General features: G+C 75.9%; 15 protein-coding genes. 9 read left to right on the top strand and 6 right to left on the bottom strand.

Annotated elements, in window-relative coordinates; all coding sequences use genetic code 11:
* The first annotated feature begins 131 nt into the window (after window positions 1-131).
* The 3 genes from OOK41_RS19380 to OOK41_RS19370 are packed head-to-tail and all read left to right on the top strand — an operon-like array spanning window position 132 to window position 1,490.
* Entirely contained in the window at window positions 132-296 is a 165-nt protein-coding gene (locus tag OOK41_RS19380; RefSeq protein WP_266266199.1) for a hypothetical protein, read from the top strand.
* Entirely contained in the window at window positions 283-1,116 is an 834-nt protein-coding gene (locus OOK41_RS19375; protein ID WP_266266198.1) for a helix-turn-helix domain-containing protein, read from the top strand. The genes OOK41_RS19380 and OOK41_RS19375 overlap by 14 nt, the downstream gene beginning before the upstream one ends.
* Complete coding sequence (locus OOK41_RS19370; protein WP_266266197.1) at window positions 1,101-1,490, top strand: hypothetical protein; 390 nt, start codon at window positions 1,101-1,103, stop codon at window positions 1,488-1,490. Before OOK41_RS19375 ends, OOK41_RS19370 begins: the two co-directional genes overlap by 16 nt.
* Window positions 1,491-1,880: 390 nt before the next feature.
* Here the strand turns inward: OOK41_RS19370 and OOK41_RS19365 are convergent, their stop codons facing one another.
* Complete coding sequence (locus OOK41_RS19365; RefSeq protein ID WP_266266196.1) at window positions 1,881-2,216, bottom strand: hypothetical protein; 336 nt, start codon at window positions 2,214-2,216, stop codon at window positions 1,881-1,883.
* A gap of 289 nt (window positions 2,217-2,505) precedes the next feature.
* On the opposite strand from OOK41_RS19365, the gene OOK41_RS19360 reads away from it, so the two are divergent.
* Window positions 2,506-3,108, top strand: coding sequence for a hypothetical protein (locus tag OOK41_RS19360; RefSeq protein WP_266266195.1), 603 nt, complete (start codon window positions 2,506-2,508; stop codon window positions 3,106-3,108).
* A gap of 183 nt (window positions 3,109-3,291) precedes the next feature.
* Here the strand turns inward: OOK41_RS19360 and OOK41_RS19355 are convergent, their stop codons facing one another.
* From OOK41_RS19355 to OOK41_RS19345, 3 genes are read right to left on the bottom strand one after another with little or no spacing between them, the layout of a single operon-like run.
* On the bottom strand, window positions 3,292-3,756 hold the full coding sequence (locus OOK41_RS19355; RefSeq protein WP_117670680.1) for a hypothetical protein: 465 nt from the start codon (window positions 3,754-3,756) through the stop codon (window positions 3,292-3,294).
* Complete coding sequence (locus OOK41_RS19350; protein ID WP_266266194.1) at window positions 3,731-4,363, bottom strand: RNA polymerase sigma factor; 633 nt, start codon at window positions 4,361-4,363, stop codon at window positions 3,731-3,733. Before OOK41_RS19350 ends, OOK41_RS19355 begins: the two co-directional genes overlap by 26 nt.
* Window positions 4,364-4,394: 31 nt before the next feature.
* Complete coding sequence (locus OOK41_RS19345) at window positions 4,395-5,705, bottom strand: S8/S53 family peptidase (protein ID WP_266266193.1); 1,311 nt, start codon at window positions 5,703-5,705, stop codon at window positions 4,395-4,397.
* A gap of 193 nt (window positions 5,706-5,898) precedes the next feature.
* On the opposite strand from OOK41_RS19345, the gene OOK41_RS19340 reads away from it, so the two are divergent.
* Window positions 5,899-8,514 carry a CHAT domain-containing protein gene (locus tag OOK41_RS19340; RefSeq protein WP_266266192.1) on the top strand — a complete coding sequence of 872 codons (2,616 nt, stop codon included), beginning with the start codon at window positions 5,899-5,901 and terminating at the stop codon, window positions 8,512-8,514.
* A gap of 191 nt (window positions 8,515-8,705) precedes the next feature.
* Window positions 8,706-9,506, top strand: coding sequence for a trypsin-like serine protease (locus OOK41_RS19335; protein ID WP_266266191.1), 801 nt, complete (start codon window positions 8,706-8,708; stop codon window positions 9,504-9,506).
* 250 nt (window positions 9,507-9,756) lie between these two features.
* Here the strand turns inward: OOK41_RS19335 and OOK41_RS19330 are convergent, their stop codons facing one another.
* Entirely contained in the window at window positions 9,757-10,323 is a 567-nt protein-coding gene (locus OOK41_RS19330; RefSeq protein WP_266267897.1) for a GNAT family N-acetyltransferase, read from the bottom strand.
* Window positions 10,324-10,337: 14 nt separating this feature from the next.
* Window positions 10,338-12,452, bottom strand: coding sequence for a penicillin acylase family protein (locus OOK41_RS19325; protein ID WP_266266190.1), 2,115 nt, complete (start codon window positions 12,450-12,452; stop codon window positions 10,338-10,340).
* A 47-nt stretch (window positions 12,453-12,499) separates the two neighbouring features.
* On the opposite strand from OOK41_RS19325, the gene OOK41_RS19320 reads away from it, so the two are divergent.
* From OOK41_RS19320 to OOK41_RS19310, 3 genes are read left to right on the top strand one after another with little or no spacing between them, the layout of a single operon-like run.
* Window positions 12,500-13,213: a siderophore-interacting protein gene (locus OOK41_RS19320; protein WP_266266189.1), complete on the top strand. Its 714-nt coding sequence runs from the start codon at window positions 12,500-12,502 to the stop codon at window positions 13,211-13,213.
* The gene (locus OOK41_RS19315) at window positions 13,210-14,454 is read left to right on the top strand and encodes an MFS transporter (protein ID WP_266266188.1); all 1,245 of its coding nucleotides are present in this window, start codon (window positions 13,210-13,212) and stop codon (window positions 14,452-14,454) included. Before OOK41_RS19320 ends, OOK41_RS19315 begins: the two co-directional genes overlap by 4 nt.
* A gap of 35 nt (window positions 14,455-14,489) precedes the next feature.
* The gene (locus OOK41_RS19310) at window positions 14,490-16,025 is read left to right on the top strand and encodes an MFS transporter (RefSeq protein WP_266266187.1); all 1,536 of its coding nucleotides are present in this window, start codon (window positions 14,490-14,492) and stop codon (window positions 16,023-16,025) included.
* Window positions 16,026-16,250 lie beyond the last annotated feature (225 nt).

Genomic DNA, 16,250 nt, shown 5'->3' with positions numbered 1-16,250 from the left:
CGCTCAATGCTGTGTTCGAGGGCGGGATTGGCGCGAACACACCAGATGGCCGCGACCCGCTCGCAGCCGGGCGCGGCGGTGTCGGTCCTTCCAAGAGCACGCCGCCGCGCCCCTACCAGCGGAGGTGGGGGATGAGCGACAACGGTTCGGTCGAGGGCAGAGGCGAGCAGATCCAGCAGGAGGAACGGGAAGCCGCCAAACGACGGATCCTGGCGCTGGCCGAGGAGGAACGGATACCGGCCGAGGAGACGACCAGGGCGGTGCCGGACCGACGGTGGCGTCGTGGACAGCAGTGATCTCCTGCCGGTGGGTCGTCGGGTGGCGTACTGGCGGGGGCGGCGCAAGCTCTCCCAGCAGGTGTTCGCCGACCGGCTCGGCAAGTCCAAGAGCTGGGTCGACAAGGTCGAGCGGGGTGTCCGGTCGCTGGACAAGATGTCGGTCCTCCGGGACGTCGCCGCCGTGCTGCGGATCGACACGGCGGTGCTGCTCGGTCGGGACACCCGGCCCGCCGACGTGACCGGGCGGGTCGAGGGCGTCGAGCGTGTCCGGGAGGCCCTGTCGACGTACGACATCGCGGTGGGCCGGTCGGCGGCGCGCTGTCAGGTGTTGTCGGCTGATCGGCTGGCGCGGGATGTCACACACGCTTGGATCACCTTCCAGCACGCCCGGTACCCGCAGGTGATCGCGCTGGTGCCGGACCTGCTGGCTGGCGTGCAGCGTGTCCACGCCGATGATCCCGGGTGGGGCCGTCCACTGCTGGTCGAGGTGTACCGGGTGACCGCGTCGCTGCTGGTGAAGCTCGGCGAGGTCGACCTGGGCTGGCTGGCCGCCGATCGGGCGATGGCCGTGGCCACCGGTGACTCGGCGCTGGTGGCCGCCGCAGCCGTGCAACTCGGCCAGGTGCTGCGCGCCTCGGGGCGAGCGCGGGCGGCCCTGTCGGCGATGCTGGCCGCCGCGTACCGGATCGCCCCGTCCAACCCGGACGACGGGACCCCGGCCGCACTGTCGCTGTGCGGGACGCTGCTTGTGCAGGCGGCCCTGGCGGCGGCGCGTGGCGGTGACGACCGGGTCACGTCGAACTCATCGGCGAGGCTGCCGGCATGGCGGCCCGGGTAGGCGACGGCCACGATCACCACCGGACCGCGTTCGGGCCGACTGCGGTTGACCTGGCCCGTGCCGCCGCAGCCCTCGAACTGGGCAACGCACACGACGCGGTCGCCTGGCACGAGCAGGCCACGAAGCGGGACGGCTGGCGGTGGCTACCGGTCGAACACCGCGCCGCCCACCTGCTCGACGCCGCCCGCGCCTACCTCCAAGCCGACGACCCGGCCAGCGCGGGCGGGGCCCTGGTCGACGCCGACCGCACGGCACCGGCCGAGGTACGCCACCGCCCCGCCGCCCGGAAGGTGCTCGCCCAGGTAGCCCGCGACCCGCACGCGCCGGCCACGATCATCCAGCTCGCCGTCGCCCTCGGGGTGACCCCAGCATGACCGGGCCGTTCCTGTCGCTGGCCCAGATCCGCAACCGGCTCATCCTCACCGCCCGAGCGGTCCTCCGCGACCACCGGACCGGCCCGGACGGCAGCTGCCGGGTCTGCCACACACCGGACTGCCCGGTAGCGACCGCCGCCCGCAACGTCATCGACGCCGCCGAAGAACTACAGCAGCGAAGTACAGCAACCGAGCCCACCGAACCCGACCGCGACGACCCTCAGCAGGACGGATTCCTCGGGCGACACCCGCCTCCAGTGCGCGGTGGAGCTGCTCGTTCGCCGCCGAGCTGGGACCGACGGGATCACCGCCAACACCAGCACCACCGGCACGGTCGCCGCCGGAATCGACGGGAGTTCCCGTTCGACCGGGAGGTTGTACCCGCCGCGCTCAGGCCCGCCCAGCGGGCGGGTCGTCCAGCTCCAGCGGCGACCCGCCGAACCGCCACGACACGTCGTCCTCGCCGCGGCGCACGAGCGCGTGCAGGAAGCAGGGCTCCTCGTCGTCCTCGTCGACCAGCAGCCACGTCTCGGGTGGGTGGCCGGCCGCGGCGAGCGCGTCGTCGTCCAGCCAGCGGGCGCCGCCGCCGTCGGACGGCAGGAACCCCTCGACGGCGGCCCACCCCGGCCCCGGCTCGAACCGCCCATGGACCCACGGGAAGTCGCCACCGACCCACACCAGGGTCGCGACGTGCAGACCACCGACCAGCCACCTCGACCGGTTCACTGCGCACCCCGTGTGTCGCGGTTCATGGCGTCCTCTCGCGGCCGGCGGCGGTCGATCGGCGAGGGCGGCAGGCGCTTCCGCCGTCGCCCGCCGTGGGCAGCCTAGCCCTGCCCTGAGCCGTCCCTCAGCTTCCTGTCGTCGGATCGGCGTCTGATTGATCCGACCTGGCGTCATCTGGACAACCGCCACCTCCGGTGTCGGTATCTGCGGGCCCGCGGCCGGCTCCTGAAGCCATGACCACGCCGGTCCGGGACCCTGGCCGGCCACCCCGTCGATGGGAGACAGCGTCATGGCATTCCTGGGTAGCCGCGCCCGGCGCGCGGCGCTGGCCCTGCTCGCCGGTACGGCCCTGGCCGGCCTGCTGGGCACCCCCGCCGCCCCCGCCGCCCCGCCGGCCGCGCAGCCGGACCGGGTCATGACGGTTACCGACGTCTGGATGCGGGACGTCGCCACCGACGTCGGCCTCCAGCCGCACACCGGCAGCCCGATCTGGTCCAGCCCCGACGTGAAGGTCTGTCCGACGGCGGTGGCGTGCGCGACCAGTCAGTTCCCGGTCGTCGGCATGACCAGCTACATCTTCGTCACGCTGCGCAATCCTGGCCCGTACGGTGCGGGCACCGACAGCGGGTCGCTGCGGATCTACCGCACCTCCCCGGGCGGTGGCATGGTCTGGCCGACGGACCTGACCTGGGTCGCGACGGTGAATGTCGTCGTGCCGGCGGGCGCCACGACCGTGGTCGTCCCGTGGGGCGCCGTGCCCGGCCCCGGTCACTTCTCCCTGCTGGCCGTGTGGGACTCCCCGGACGACCCGTTGCCGCTGCTCACCCCGGACCTGATGACCAACGTCCGGAACAACAACAACATCGCCTGGCGCGACCTCCTGTCGGTCTAGCCTTCGCGGGCGGGCGCCGGGATCCGGCCGATCGCCGGCGCCGATCCCGCTGCTGGTGGCCACCGCCGTCCGATGGCCGTACGGCGGGGTTCCGGACCGTCGGGTCCGGGGACCCCGCCGTACGCCTGCCAGCGTGAAGATCGTCGGGCGGGGCCGGGCCTGCGGAGGGACGGCGGCCCGCCGCTAGCTGAGGCTGACCCAGTCGGTGGCCACCGCGTACCCGTCGGCGCGGGCGGAGAGCCGGACCGGGCCGGCCGGGGGAGCGCCCAGCGAGAAGAAGCCCACCTCGTCGACCGGCGCCTCGTCGTACGGGCCGGTGGCGGTCCGGGCGGTGACCCGGCCGCCCCGGGGCGGGGAGAGCTGACCGACGATCCCGGCGTCGCTCACCTCGATCTCCAACACCACGGCGCCGCTGCGGAAGGACAGGGTCCGCGCCGCGCCGCCCGAGCGGGTCAGCCCGGCGGGCTCGGCGTCGCACGCCGAGTCGAACGTCAGCTCGGCGACCGCCAGTTCGGCGTCCACGGTCCGCCAGGCGAACGCCGCCCGCGCGGCGGTCAGGAACTCCTCGGGAACGGGTCCGGCGTCCCACAACGCCGCGCCCAGCTCCACGGTCAGGGCGTCGTCATCGCCCGGCGGCCACGGCGCCATCGCGGTCACCCCCGTTCTTGTTGGGGCCGCGACGGGCCCCGAGGAACGGGGCGAGCGCCGGGCAGTTTCGCAGCCTGTGCAGGCAGCGGGCCTGGGTGGGGCCGATGCTGCCGACCGGCATGCCGAGTCGCTCACCGATCTCCCGGTAGCTGACCGGCGGGTCGGCGGTGAGCAGGGCCAGCAGCTCCTGGCAGCGGGGCGGAAGCTGGGCGAAGCCCTCCCGCAACGCCTGGCGCCGCTCGGCCCGCAGCAGCGCCTCGTCCGGCGCCGCCGCGTCCACCAGCGGCCCGTGCCGGGCGTCGAGCGCGTCGTCGTACGGGTCGACCGGCTGGCTGCGCCGGCCGAGGCGGGACAGTCGGTAGCACTCCCGCCGGGCGGTGGTGGCCAGCCAGGCGGCCAGCGCCTGCGGGTCGCGCACCTGGTCCAGCCGCTCCACCAGGCGCAGCCAGACGGTCTGGTTGATGTCGGCGGCGTCGGCGCGGCTCATCCCGTGCGCCCGGATCACCGAGACCACCAGCGGGGTGTAGCGGCGCACCAGGTCGGCCCATGCCGCCTCGTCCCCGCCGGCGGCGGCGGCCACCAGGCCCGTCGCGGTCAGGTCGGTCACCGGCGTGCCCCTTCGCCGTCCGGGTCGGGCCTCACGCGACCAACACCCCGTAGTCGGGGTGCCAGCGGGGGTTCGCGAGCAGCGCGAGCCGGGCCGCGTCGGCGCTCAGGCCACCGGCGACCATCATGGCCGCCAGCCGGCCGGAGACGTACGCCGCGGCGAACGAGGTGCCGGCCCACCCGGCGAAGCCGTGGAACACCCGGGTCGGTCGCCCCGGCAGCGGAAGCTGGCCCTCGACGTACGTGCTGTCGCGCTCGCCGAGCGCGCAGGCGTCGACCCACGGCCCGAATCCGCTGTACGCCGCCGGTGCGGGGCCGGTGCCGCCCTGGCTCACCGCGGCCACGCCGAGCACCCGGCCCAGCGCGGCCGGCCAGGCGGGGCGGCTGGTGCCGGCGTTGCCGGCGGCGGCCACCACGGCGGTCTGCGCCGGCAGCGCGGCCACGGCGTTGACCAGGGGCAGTGGGGGCAGGTCGTCCTGGGTGAAGCCGCCCAGGGACAGGTTGACGACGGACACCTGCGGCCCGAGCCGGGCCATGGCCGCCACCAGCATCGACTCGTCGCCGACGCCGGTGGGGTTCAACGCCTGCTCCGGGTCGACCTTCACTCCCGGCGCGGCCTGCCGGACCACCCCGGCGACGAAGGTGCCGTGCCCGCCCTGCGGGGCCAGCACGTCGCCGGCGACGTACAGGGCGTCCTCGTCGTCCGGCTCGGGCAGGTAGCTGCCGCCGAGCCACTGCGGATGGTAGCTGCCGGCCTGCCGCCAGATCCCGGTGTCGCAGAGGCCGACGGTGACCCCCGCGCCCTCGCCGAGCCGGGCCGGGTTCGGCGCGGCCAGCGCGCCCACCGCCTTGGGTGGGCCGCCCGGGTTGCCCATGATGTTGCCCAGGCCCAGCAGGACGTGGTGCGGCTGCACCGCCGGGACCGGCTGGCCCGGCCACTGCTGCGGGCTGCGCAGGGCCGACACCACCGTGGGGATGTCGGTCTCCTTGGCGAACAGCAGCCGGGTGACGCCGGCGAAGCCGGTGCCCACGGTCACCTGGTGGCCGCGCGCGCGCAGCCAGGCGGTGACCCGCTGGGCGTCGGCGTCGGCCGCGAGCAACTGCCGGGGGCGGTAGAGGAACTCCCGGCCCGGGACGGTGTGCCGCCGCACGTTGGGGTCGGCGGCCAGCGCGTCGGAGAAGGCCCGCTGGTAGGCGTCGTCGTCGGTGCTCTCGCCGGCTGCGGCGCCGGGCCGCAGCCCGCCGCCGAGGGGCGCCGCCGCAGCGAGCGCGCCGAGGGCCAGCAGCCGCCGCCGGGACAGCCGGTCGACCGACGGCGGCGTGCGGGGACGGTCAGGCGGCACCGGTCCTCCAAGCGGTTGCGGGCAGCGCGGTCGTCGGGTTCCCGGTGCGGTCGTGACAGCACGTCCGGGGCGCTGTCGATTCTTCCAAAGCATAGTTAAATGTCAATGACACAAAAGGTCGACCCGGCCGGTGGAAATCCCATTTGTGGGGTCCGCATTGACGCTTGTCGGTTCATCGGGAACGCTGTCCGACATGGCCGACAGGGCCGATCCCGGTGTCGGAGCGGCCCAGGCCGCGCTCGACGCGGTGCAGCGCTACCCGCGCGAGGCGATCGCCATCGCGCAGCGGGTGCTCGCCGCCGGCCGCGCCGTCACCGGCGACGAGCGCTCCACCGCCGAACGGGCCGTCGGCCTGGCCCTGCGGGAGCTCAACGACCTGCCCGGCGCGCTGCGGCACCTGCGCCGGGCGGTGCGGGCCGCCGCGACGCCCCGCACCCGCGCACTGGCCCGGATGAGCCTCGGCTACGTGCTGGCCAACGCCGGCCGCACCGGCGCGGCCCTGCGCGCGGTGACCGCCGCCCTGCCCCCGCTCGTCGGGGCCGACGCCGGGCGCGCCCGGATGCAGCGGGGCGTGGTGCTGCACTACCGGGGCCGCTACGACGAGGCGGTGCGCGACTACTCCCTCGCCGTAGAGATCGCCCAGCGCGAGGGCGACCCGCTGCTGGAGGCCCGGGCCCGCAACAACCGCGGCCTGCTCAACGCCCACCGGGGCGCCGGCCGGGGCCGCGACGGCGACCTCGCCCGGTCGGCGGCGATCTTCCAGCGGCTCGGGCTGGAACTCGCCGCCGCCGACGCCCGCTGGAACCTGGGCATCGCGGCGGGCCAGCGCGGCGACACCGTGGGCGCGCTGCGCTGCTTCGCCGAGGTCGAGCAGGAGTACCGCCGGTTGTCGGTGCCCCGGCCGGCGCTGCTGCTGGACCGGTTCGAGCTGCTGCTGTCGGTGCCGTTGCTCGACGAGGCGGTCGAGGTGGCCGGGGCGGCCGTGCGGGAGCTGAGCCGCCGGGGGATGGCCTCCGACCTGGCCGAGGCGCTGCTGGCCCAGGCCCGCGCCGCGCTGCTCGCCGGGGATCTGGACACCGCCACCGACGCCGCCGCCCGGGCGCGGGTCCGCTTCCGTCGCCAGGGGCGGCGTACCTGGGCAGCCTTCGCCCGGCACGTCGAGTTGCGCGCCGAGTTCCGTCGCGGCACCGGCTCGGCGGCGCTGCTCACCGCGCTGGTGCGTACCGCCGACCAGCTCGACGCCACCGGCTGGCCCGGCCCGGCGCTGACCACCCGGATCGACGCCGGCCGGCTGGCCGCCGCGCTCGGCCGTACCGAGAAGGCGGCGACCCTGCTGGGCCGGGCGGCCCGCGCCCGCCGGCGGGGCACCGCGCCGGGCCGGGCCCAGGGGTGGTACGCCCTGGCGCTGGCGCGCCGGCTCGCCGGGGACGACCGCGCGGCGGCCCGGGCGCTGCGGCGCGGGCTGGCCGTGCTGGACAGCCACCGGGCCTCGCTCGGCGCCACCGAGCTGCGGGCGCACAGCGGGGCGTACGGGCAGCAGTTGGCCGCCGAGGGCCTGGATCTCGCCGTCCGGTCCGGCGTTGCCGGCCGGGTCCTGGCCTGGGCGGAGCGGTGGCGGGCCAACGCGCTGCGCACCCGGCCGGCGCTGCCGCCCGAGGACCCGGACCTGGTCGCGGCGCTCAGCGAGCTTCGCCTGGTCAGCAGCCTGCTGGAGGACGCCCTGCTCGTGGGCCGGCCGACGCACGCGCTGCGGGGCCGGCAGGCCCGGCTCGAACAGGTGATCCGGGACCTGGCCCGGCGGGTGCCCGGCGGTGGCGACGTGACGGCCCCGCCGGGCGTCGCGGCGCTCGCCGCCCGGCTCGGCCCGCGCGTGCTGGTGGAGTTGGTGGCGCACGGGGACCGGCTGCGGGCGGTGCTGGTCCGCGACGGCCGAGCCAGCCTGCACGACCTCGGTCCGCTCGCCGAGGCGGTGGAGCAGGCCCGGCGGCACCGCTTCGGCCTGCGCCGGCTGGTCACCACCGGCGACACGGCCGCCGCCCGGGCCGGGGTCGGGCACGCCGCGGCGGCCCTGGACCGGCAGCTTTTCGACCCGCTGCGCCGACGGCTGGGCGACCGCCCCCTGGTGCTCGTGCCGGTCGCGGCGCTGCACGCGGTCGCGTGGTCCGGCCTGCCGACGTGCGCCGGGCGGCCGGTGACGGTGGCCCCGTCGGCCACGGTCTGGCTGCGCGCGGACGGCCGGGCGGCGCCCGACGGCGCACCGGTGCTGGCGGCGGGTCCGCGACTGCCGGCCGCGCGGACCGAGGTCGAGCTGCTCGCCCGCGAGCTGCCCGGCTCCCGGCTGCTCGCCGGGGCGGACGCCACCGCCGACGCGTTGACCGCCGCGCTGGACGGCGCCGGGCTGGCCCACATCGCCGCGCACGGCACGTTCCGGGCCGACAACCCGCTCTTCTCCGGCCTGGAGCTGGCCGACGGGCCGCTGCTCGCATACGAGCTGGAACGGCTGCCCCGCCCGCCGGGCTGCGTGGTGCTCTCCGCGTGCGACTCGGGGCTGTCCGGGGTGCGCCCCGGCGACGAGGTGCTGGGCTTCACGGCGGTGCTGCTGGCGCTGGGCACCCGATGCCTGGTGGCGGCCGTGCTGCCGGTGCCGGCCGACCTCACCACCGCGCTCATGCTCGACCTGCACCGGCGGATGCATGCCGGGGCCCGGCCGGCGCGGGCCCTCGCCGACGCCCAGGCCGCGTTCGTCGCCACCGGCGACGGCTCCGCCGCGGCGACGGCCGCCGCCTTCGTCTGCTTCGGCGCCGGGTGAGCGCCGTCCGTGGTGGACGGGTCCGGTCCGGGTGGCTCGGGTGCGCGCCCGAGGGCCTCGGCCCGGCGTAGGGATAACACCGTCGTATGACCCGGAGAGGATGATCAGAAATCAATATCCATCAATAGAATTTCCGTCATCTCGAACGAGGTGCGTCCACCCGGCGCGCCGGTCTCGATGCGGAGGAACACATGGTTCGCTGGCGCACCCTCACCGGCCTGTTGGCCGCCGCGCTGGTCGCGGTGACCGCGGGCAGCCTCACTCTCACCGCACCCGCCGCCGCCGCGCCGCCCGACGGCACGATGACCCCCAACGTCGTCGGCGGCACCCGGGCCGCCCAGGGCGAGTTCCCGTTCATGGTGCGGCTCTCGATGGGCTGCGGCGGGGCGCTCTACAGCCCGCGGCTGGTCCTCACCGCCGCGCACTGCGTGGGCGCCACGGGCACCAACACCAGCATCACGGCCACGCTCGGCGTGGTCGACCTCCAGTCCAGCAGCCGGATCACCGTCCGGTCGAACTACGTCTACCGGGCCCCGGGCTACAACGGCTCCGGCAAGGACTGGGCGCTGATCCGGCTGGCCACCCCGGTCACCGGCCTGGCCACCCTGCCGATCGCCACCAGCGGCGCGTACGACAGCGGCACCTTCACCATCGCCGGCTGGGGCGCGGCGCGGGAGGGCGGCGCGCAGCAGCGCTACCTGCTCAAGGCCACGGTGCCGTTCGTCAGCGACTCGGTCTGCAACTCCAACTACGGCGGCGAGATCATCGCGGCCGAGGAGATCTGTGCCGGCTACGCCAGCGGCGGCACCGACACCTGCCAGGGTGACTCGGGCGGCCCGATGTTCCGCCGCGACGCCAGCAACGCCTGGATCCAGGTCGGCATCGTCAGCTGGGGCAACGGCTGCGCCCGCCCCGACTACCCGGGCGTCTACACCCAGGTGAGCTACTTCTCCTCCGCGATCGCCTCGGCCGCCGCGAGCCTCGGCGGCTGACCGACCCGACGACGGGCGACCGGCGGCGTCCAACCCGTCGGGACGTGGCCGATCCGGACCCTTGCACCGCCCGGCGGAGATCAGGTGGAACACGCCGTGGTAGTCGACCAGGGCCTGGCAGAGCGGGCCGGGCAGGTCGGAGCGGCCGTTGGTGCAGATGTTCAGCGCCGGGTGCGGGTTGGTGGCGGTGTGGTGCCACAGCACCCCGATCTACCCCTAGGATCACCGTGAAACTTTCTGTCGATCCCGCTCAGTCGGCCGGCGGCGCGGGGTGGTCGGCCTCGAACCGGGCCCGGGTGAGGAAGGCCAGCTGCGCCCGCTTGTCGGGCATGTCGATCTCGTCGTCGAAGGTGAAGCCGGACCGCTCCAGCCGGTGCAGCGCGGGCCCGTTGCGCACGTCCGGCTCGACCACCACCCGCTGCCGGGTCGGGTCGCGCAGGAGGAACCTCACCAGCGCGGGCCCCACCGTCCCGGTGAGGTTGCGCGGCGGACGCCGCCCGGGGGAGAGCAGCAGGTGCATGCCGATGTCGCCGGGCCGGACGGAATACCGCTCGCCGACCGGATCGGCCTCCGGTTCGTAGCTCTGGAACAGGCCGATCGGCTCGCCGTCGAGCAGGATCAGGTACGCGTGGTGGGTGGCCAGCCCGTCGACGAAGGCGTACACCTCGCGCACCTCCTCGACGGTGTGCCCGGCCATCCCCCAGAACACCGCCCGGGGCTGGGTCACCCAGCCGTGCAGCAGTTCGGCGTGGGCCGCCGGGTCGACGGCGACGAGGGACAACTCGCCGACGTCGGGCACCTTCTCTCGGTACGCCACGGTCTTTTGGTGTGTCACGGGGTCCTCGTCTCCTGCTCGGGGGTGAGCCGCGCCCAGTCGGTGACCACCGGGATCAGCTCCCCGGCGGCCCACCGGGGCAGTTGGTCGTCGAAGTGCGGGTCGCCGGGGCGGCCGGAGGCGCCGAACGGCACCACCCAGCGGCTGTCCGCCCGGTCGGTCAGGTCCCAGACGTAGCGGGCGACCGGGCCCCGCCAGCAGGCGTCGGAGAGCCCGGGGACGCTGCTCGTGGCCAGCACGCAGTCGGCGTCGCCGGAGAGCGTCACGCGCTCGCGCATCTCCTCCACCGCGACGTCGACCTCCTTGGCCACCGACAGGTGCACCGGGTGCAGGACGTGCCGGCGTCCCCAGGTGCCGGGCGGGTCGCCGTGCGACACCTCCTCCAGCGCGGCGGCGGCCACCGGCCCCACGTCCACGCCGAGGCGGTCCAGCCCCGCCACCACGGCGTCGAGGGCGTGGCCGATGCGGCCGAGGGGGTTGGTCCATGCCGCGAACAGCTCGTCGTACGCACCCTCGGCGCGCAGCGGACGCAGCCGCGGGTGCTCGTGCAACCCTCGGGCCAGCGCCCCCCGCCATGCGGCGAACGCGCCGGCGTCGGCGCTGTCGGCGCGCATCCGTCCGTCCCAGGCGGCCAGCCGGTCGCGCAGCGCCCGGGCCGGCGTGCTGAGGGCGTCGGCGTCGACGCGGTCGAGCGCGCCGCGCAGGACGGCGGCCTCCAGCCGGTCGTCGGTGTGCACGCTCGCCGGCCCGGCCCCGGCCGCCAGCAGCGTGCGGATGCGCCGGGCGCGGTGCGGCGGCGCGAAGTCGACGCCGAGCGCCGCCACGTCGGGCCGGCGGTCGTTGGCGCAGACCACCGGCCCGGTCACCGCGGTCCGGGGCAGCGGGGCGTAGTCGCCGGTCCAGCGGTAGCGCGGCTCCCAGCCGGGCACCGGCTCCCGCCGGCACCGTTCGTCGCGGACCGGGACCAGGCCGGTGACGAGCTGGGCCACCGTCCCCGACCGGTCGGCGACGAGCACGCTGTTGACCGGCTCGACCCAGCGGCCCAGCGCCGTGGCGACGTCGTCGACGCTGCGCGCCCGCAGCAGCGGCAGCAGCGCGTCGAAGCCGAGGCGCTGCTCGACCCGGGCGGGGGTGCGCAGGCTGATCGCCTCGCCGGTGTGCCGGTCCTCGTCGACGACGGGGCCGCGGGGCGTCTCGATCACCTCGACCTGCACCGGCTCGCCGCCGCGTACCACGATGCGCTCGACGTGGCGGCGGGCCGGCGCCCAGCCGTCGGCCTCGCGCACCAGGACCCGGTCGCCGTCGCGGCGCAGCCGCTCCCGGTAGAGGTCCTGGTAGTCGGCCATCGCGTTGGTCACCGCCCAGGCCACCTCGCCCGCGTGGCCGAAGTGCGGCAGGCCGGGGACGCCGGGAAAGGCGAACCCGAGCACGTCGAACTCGGGGCAGGCCAGGCGCACCTGGTGGTAGATGCCGGGCAGTTCGAGGATCCGGTGCGGGTCGCCGGCGATGACCGGGCCCCGCCCGGTGGCCGGGTCTGCCGGCACGGCCCAGGCGTTGCTGCCCGACCCGGCCGGTGGCTCGGCGCTGAACAGCCCGTCGGCCGCCGGCCCGAGGGCGGCGGCGACGTGCGCGCGCCACAGCTTGTTCGGGAAGGTCGCGAACAGCACGTGCTGCACCAGGAAGACCCCGAGCGGGGACCAGGGCCGCCACCGGCCGGGGGCGCAGCCGGCGGCGGCGAACTCGGGGGCCCCGGCGGCCCCCTCGGCGAGCCCGTCGTTGACCCCCTCGGCGTACGCGGCGACCCAGCGCCGGGTGGCGGGGTCGAGCCGGACGAAGCAGCGCCGGGCGGTGTCGTCGAGGCGGGCCCGGCGGGCGAACCGGTCCCAGCCCACCTCGGCGGGGCCGACGTGCTGGGCGAGCCGGCCCTCGGAGCGCCACCGCTCCACCTCGATCTGCCATGCCCGGTCGAGCGCCGCCGCCCGGCCCTGTAGCCGGGCCAGGTCGTCCACAGTGTCCGCCCACAGGTGCGCCACGCCCCAGGTGTCGCGACGGATGCCGGCCGTCCGGGCGTGCGGCGCACGCGGCGGGGCCGGCTCCCACAGCAGCTTCAATTTAGGTTACCCTCCCCTAACTTAGGCAGACCTTACTGGAGGGGTCCGTGAAACGGAACTGGGAAGCCCTGGTGCTGCGCGCGATGGGCGGCCGGACCTTCCGGCTGACCGTGCGGGGGACCGAGTCGGTCGGCGGGAGTTACCAGCGGCTGCACCTCGACGACGGCGGCCTGCTGGCGGAGTGCGGCGTGCACCCCACCATGTGGGTCCGGCTGTGGTTCGACAACGAGGGCCGCTCCCACCAGCGCGCCTACACCCTCGTCGACCCCGACGCGGCGGCCGGCCGGTTCAGCCTGGAGTTCGCCCTGCACGACGGGTGTGCCGCCCGGTGGGCGAGCGCCGCCCAGGTCGGCGACACCATCGAGGCCACCGTGCAGGGCAGCGCGTTCCGGCTGCCCGACCCGGCCCCGCGCCACCTCTACCTGGTCGGCGACGCCGCGTCCCTGCCGGCGGTGAACAGCCTGCTCGACGCCGCCGCGGACATCCCGGCCACGGTCTGGGTGGAGTACGCCCACGACGGCGAGCGGGCGCTGCCGACCCGGGACCGCGCCGGCCACGAGATCAACTGGGTGCCCCGCCGCGACGACGGCCGGCACCTCGTCGACACCGTCCGCGCGGCGCTGCCCGCCGGCGCCGACGACGCCCACTACTGGGTCGCCTGCGAGGCGGCCAGCACCCGCGACCTGACCAGGCACCTGCGCCGCACCCTCGGGGTGGGCAGGCACCAGCTCACCGCGCTCGGGTACTGGAGCGCCCGGTGAGGTCGCACCTCGGCACGCTCACCGCCCTCTACGTCACCCAGTACCTCGGCATCGGCTTCATCACCGTCGGCCTCACCGCGATCCTGCGCGACGGCGGCACCTCGCTGGACACCCTCGCCCTGTTGCAGTTCGTCGGCCTGATCTGGCCGATCAAGTTCCTCTGGGCGCCGTTGCTGGACCGGTACGGCTCCCGCCGCCGCGGCCACTACCGGTCCTGGCTGCTGGTGCTCCAGGGCGGCCTGGTGCTCGCGCTGCTGGCCCTGCTGCCGTACACCCGGCCCGCCGGGCAGCTCGGCCCGGTCGTGGCGATCTGCGCCGCGTACGTGCTGCTGTCGGCCACCCAGGACATCGCCGTCGACGCGGTCGCCGTCCGGGTGCTCTCCGCCCGCGCCCGGGGCGCCGGCAACGGTATCCAGGTGGCCGCCAGCTACCTCGGCAACCTGCTCGGCGGGGGCGCCTGCGTGGTCGTCTACGACCGGTACGGCTGGGTGCCGGCGATCCTGCTGCTGGCCGGGCTGACCGCCGTCGGCCTGCTGGTGGTGTGGCGGTTCCGGGAACCCGGGCGCACCGCCCGTCCCGCCGGCGCCGGCCAGGCGTACCGGGCGCTGCTGACGGTGTTCGGCCAGCCCGGCTGCCGCTGGTGGACCTTCGGCGTGGTGCCGCTGGTCTACACCGGCGCCGGCGCGGCGTACGCCGTGCTGTCCCCGGCCCTGGTCGACGCCGGCTGGTCGCTGGAGCGCATCGGTGTGGTCACCGGCATCGTCACCAGCGCGCCGGCCGTCGTCGCCGGCCTCGTCGCCGGCGCGTCGGTCGGCCGGTTCGGCCGCGCGGGCGTGCTCGTCGCCGCCGGGGTGGCGCTGGCGGCGTCCACGGCGCTGCTGCTGCCGCTGCTCACCGGGCGGGCCCCCCTCGCGCCGACGGTGCTGGCGCTGTCGGGATTCATGGCCGCCTACACGGCCGCCAACGTGGTGCTCTACACGGTCAACATGGACTACTCGCGGCCCGACACCGGCGGCACCGACTTCACGGTGCTGTCGTCGTTCGGGATGATCTGTTCGTTCGCGGCGGCCTCGGTCGGGCTGGTCGTCGCCGACCGGGTCGGCTACCCCGCGGTCGCGGTCGGCTCCGTCGTGCTGGTGGCCGCCGGCGTCGCGGTGGGCGTGGCGCACCAGCGCCGGCACCGCCCGTCGGCCCCGCCACTGCCGAGGCCCACCGGCGAGCCGGTGCCCGCCGCGAGCTGACCGTCCCGCCGTTCCGCCGTTGCGACAGGAGCGCCATGAGCCTGCCCGAACCCGCCGTCCGGACGCTGCCCGCCCGCGCCCGCCCGCTGCCCACCCGGTGGCTGATCCTCGCCGTGCTCTGCCTCGCCCAGGTCACCGTGGTGCTCGACAACACCGTGCTGACCGTGGCGGTGCCGGTGCTCACCGCCGAGTTGGGCGCCAGCACCGCCGACGTGCAGTGGACCATCAACGCGTACGCGCTGGTCCAGTCCGGCCTGCTGCTCACCGCGGGCAGCGCCGTCGACCGGTACGGCCGGCGCCGGCTGCTGCTGGCCGGTCTCGTCCTGTTCGGCGCCGGATCGGTGGCCGCGGCGCTCGCCCAGTCCACCGGGCAGCTCATCGCGGCCCGGGCCGGCATGGGCATCGGCGGCGCCCTGCTCGTCACCGCCACCCTCGCCGTGGCGATGCAGGTCTTCGACGCCGCCGAGCGGCCCCGGGCCATCGGCATCTGGGCGGCGGCCAGCGCGCTGGGCTTCGCGGCCGGGCCGCCCGTCGGCGGGCTCATCCTCGCCCACTTCCCGTGGGAGGCGATCTTCCTGGTCAACGTCCCGATCGTGGCGGTCTGCCTGGTGGCCGCCGGGGTCCTGGTGCCGGAATCCCGCGACCCGGCAGGCGGCCGTCTCGACCTCGGCGGGGTGGTGCTGTCCACGGCCGGCCTCACCGGGGTGGTGTACGCGATCATCGCCGGTCCCGACCGGGGCTGGGGCTCCGCCCCGGTGCTCGGCACGGCCGCCGGGGGAGTGCTGCTGCTCGCCGCCTTCGTGTGGTGGGAACGGCGGGTCGCCCACCCCATGCTGGACATGGGCTTCTTCCGTGACCGCCGCTTCGTCGGCGCGGTCTCCGGGGTCGTCCTGATCACCTTCGGCGCCACCGGCGCGCTGTTCCTGCTGACCCAGCACCTCCAGTTCGTACGCGGGTACCCGGCCTGGGAGGCGGGCCTGCGGATGGTGCCGTTCGCGCTGTCCATCGTCGTGCTCAACCTCGCCGGCATCGCCGCCCGGCTGATCCACCGGCTCGGCACCGCCGGGGCCATCGCCGTCGGCATGACCCTGCTCTCCGGCGGTCTGCTGTTCGTCACCCACGCCCCCGGGGACGGCTACGGCGTGCTGCTGGCCGGCCTGCTCACCATGGGCACCGGCTGCGCCCTGGCCAACCCGGCGATCGTGGAGGCGGTGATGAGCGCGATCCCGCCGCAGAAGGCCGGCGCGGGCGCCGGTGTGGACGGCACGATGACGGAGGTCGGCAGCAGCCTCGGCGTCGCCGTCCTGGGAGCCGTGCTGAACGCCCGGTTCGCGGCGCTGCTGCCCGCCGCGCTGGCCGGCGCCGGGTCGTTCCCCGCCGCGCTGGCCGCCGCCCGGACCGACGCGGACCGGGCGCAGGTCGCCGACGCCTTCCGCGTCGCGTCGGAGTCCGGGCAGACGGTGGGCGCGGTCGCCGTCCTGACCGGTGGTCTGCTCGCCGCCTGGCTGCTGCGCCGGGCGCAACGAAGCGGTGGAGGCGTCGCACGCGAACGGCTGCCGCAACGGGCCTGAAAGTTGCTGGAAAGTCTTGCGGACGAAGCTACGGCGGTCCGCGCGACGCGTCAAGGCTGTCCCAGCGCGGGCTGCCGCGTTCCGCCGCCGAGCTGCTCGTCTCCGGCCCGGCCGGGCGGCGGCGATGTCCAGGTCCCGCCCTTGCCCGGCGGGGTCGGGACGGCGAGCGCTTCCGGCCGGGAGGCGGCGCCTCCGTGGCGGCGATGTTGCCGGCGGGTTTCAAAA

The sequence above is a fragment of the Micromonospora sp. NBC_01655 genome, from assembly GCF_026339755.1.
GTDB lineage: Bacteria > Actinomycetota > Actinomycetes > Mycobacteriales > Micromonosporaceae > Micromonospora.
Note: the sequence above shows the minus strand (reverse complement) of the source record. Positions and strands in the feature narration are given on the sequence as shown.

What these genes read in the sequence shown, in the direction of transcription:
- OOK41_RS19360 (WP_266266195.1), top strand. Translation starts at nt 2,506, where the DNA reads ATGGCATTCCTGGGTAGCCGCGCCCGGCGCGCGGCGCTGGCCCTGCTC.
- OOK41_RS19380 (WP_266266199.1), top strand. Translation starts at nt 132, where the DNA reads ATGAGCGACAACGGTTCGGTCGAGGGCAGAGGCGAGCAGATCCAGCAG.
- OOK41_RS19310 (WP_266266187.1), top strand. Translation starts at nt 14,490, where the DNA reads ATGAGCCTGCCCGAACCCGCCGTCCGGACGCTGCCCGCCCGCGCCCGC.
- OOK41_RS19340 (WP_266266192.1), top strand. Translation starts at nt 5,899, where the DNA reads ATGGCCGACAGGGCCGATCCCGGTGTCGGAGCGGCCCAGGCCGCGCTC.
- OOK41_RS19335 (WP_266266191.1), top strand. Translation starts at nt 8,706, where the DNA reads ATGGTTCGCTGGCGCACCCTCACCGGCCTGTTGGCCGCCGCGCTGGTC.
- OOK41_RS19370 (WP_266266197.1), top strand. Translation starts at nt 1,101, where the DNA reads ATGGCGGCCCGGGTAGGCGACGGCCACGATCACCACCGGACCGCGTTC.
- OOK41_RS19355 (WP_117670680.1), bottom strand. Translation starts at nt 3,756, where the DNA reads ATGGCGCCGTGGCCGCCGGGCGATGACGACGCCCTGACCGTGGAGCTG.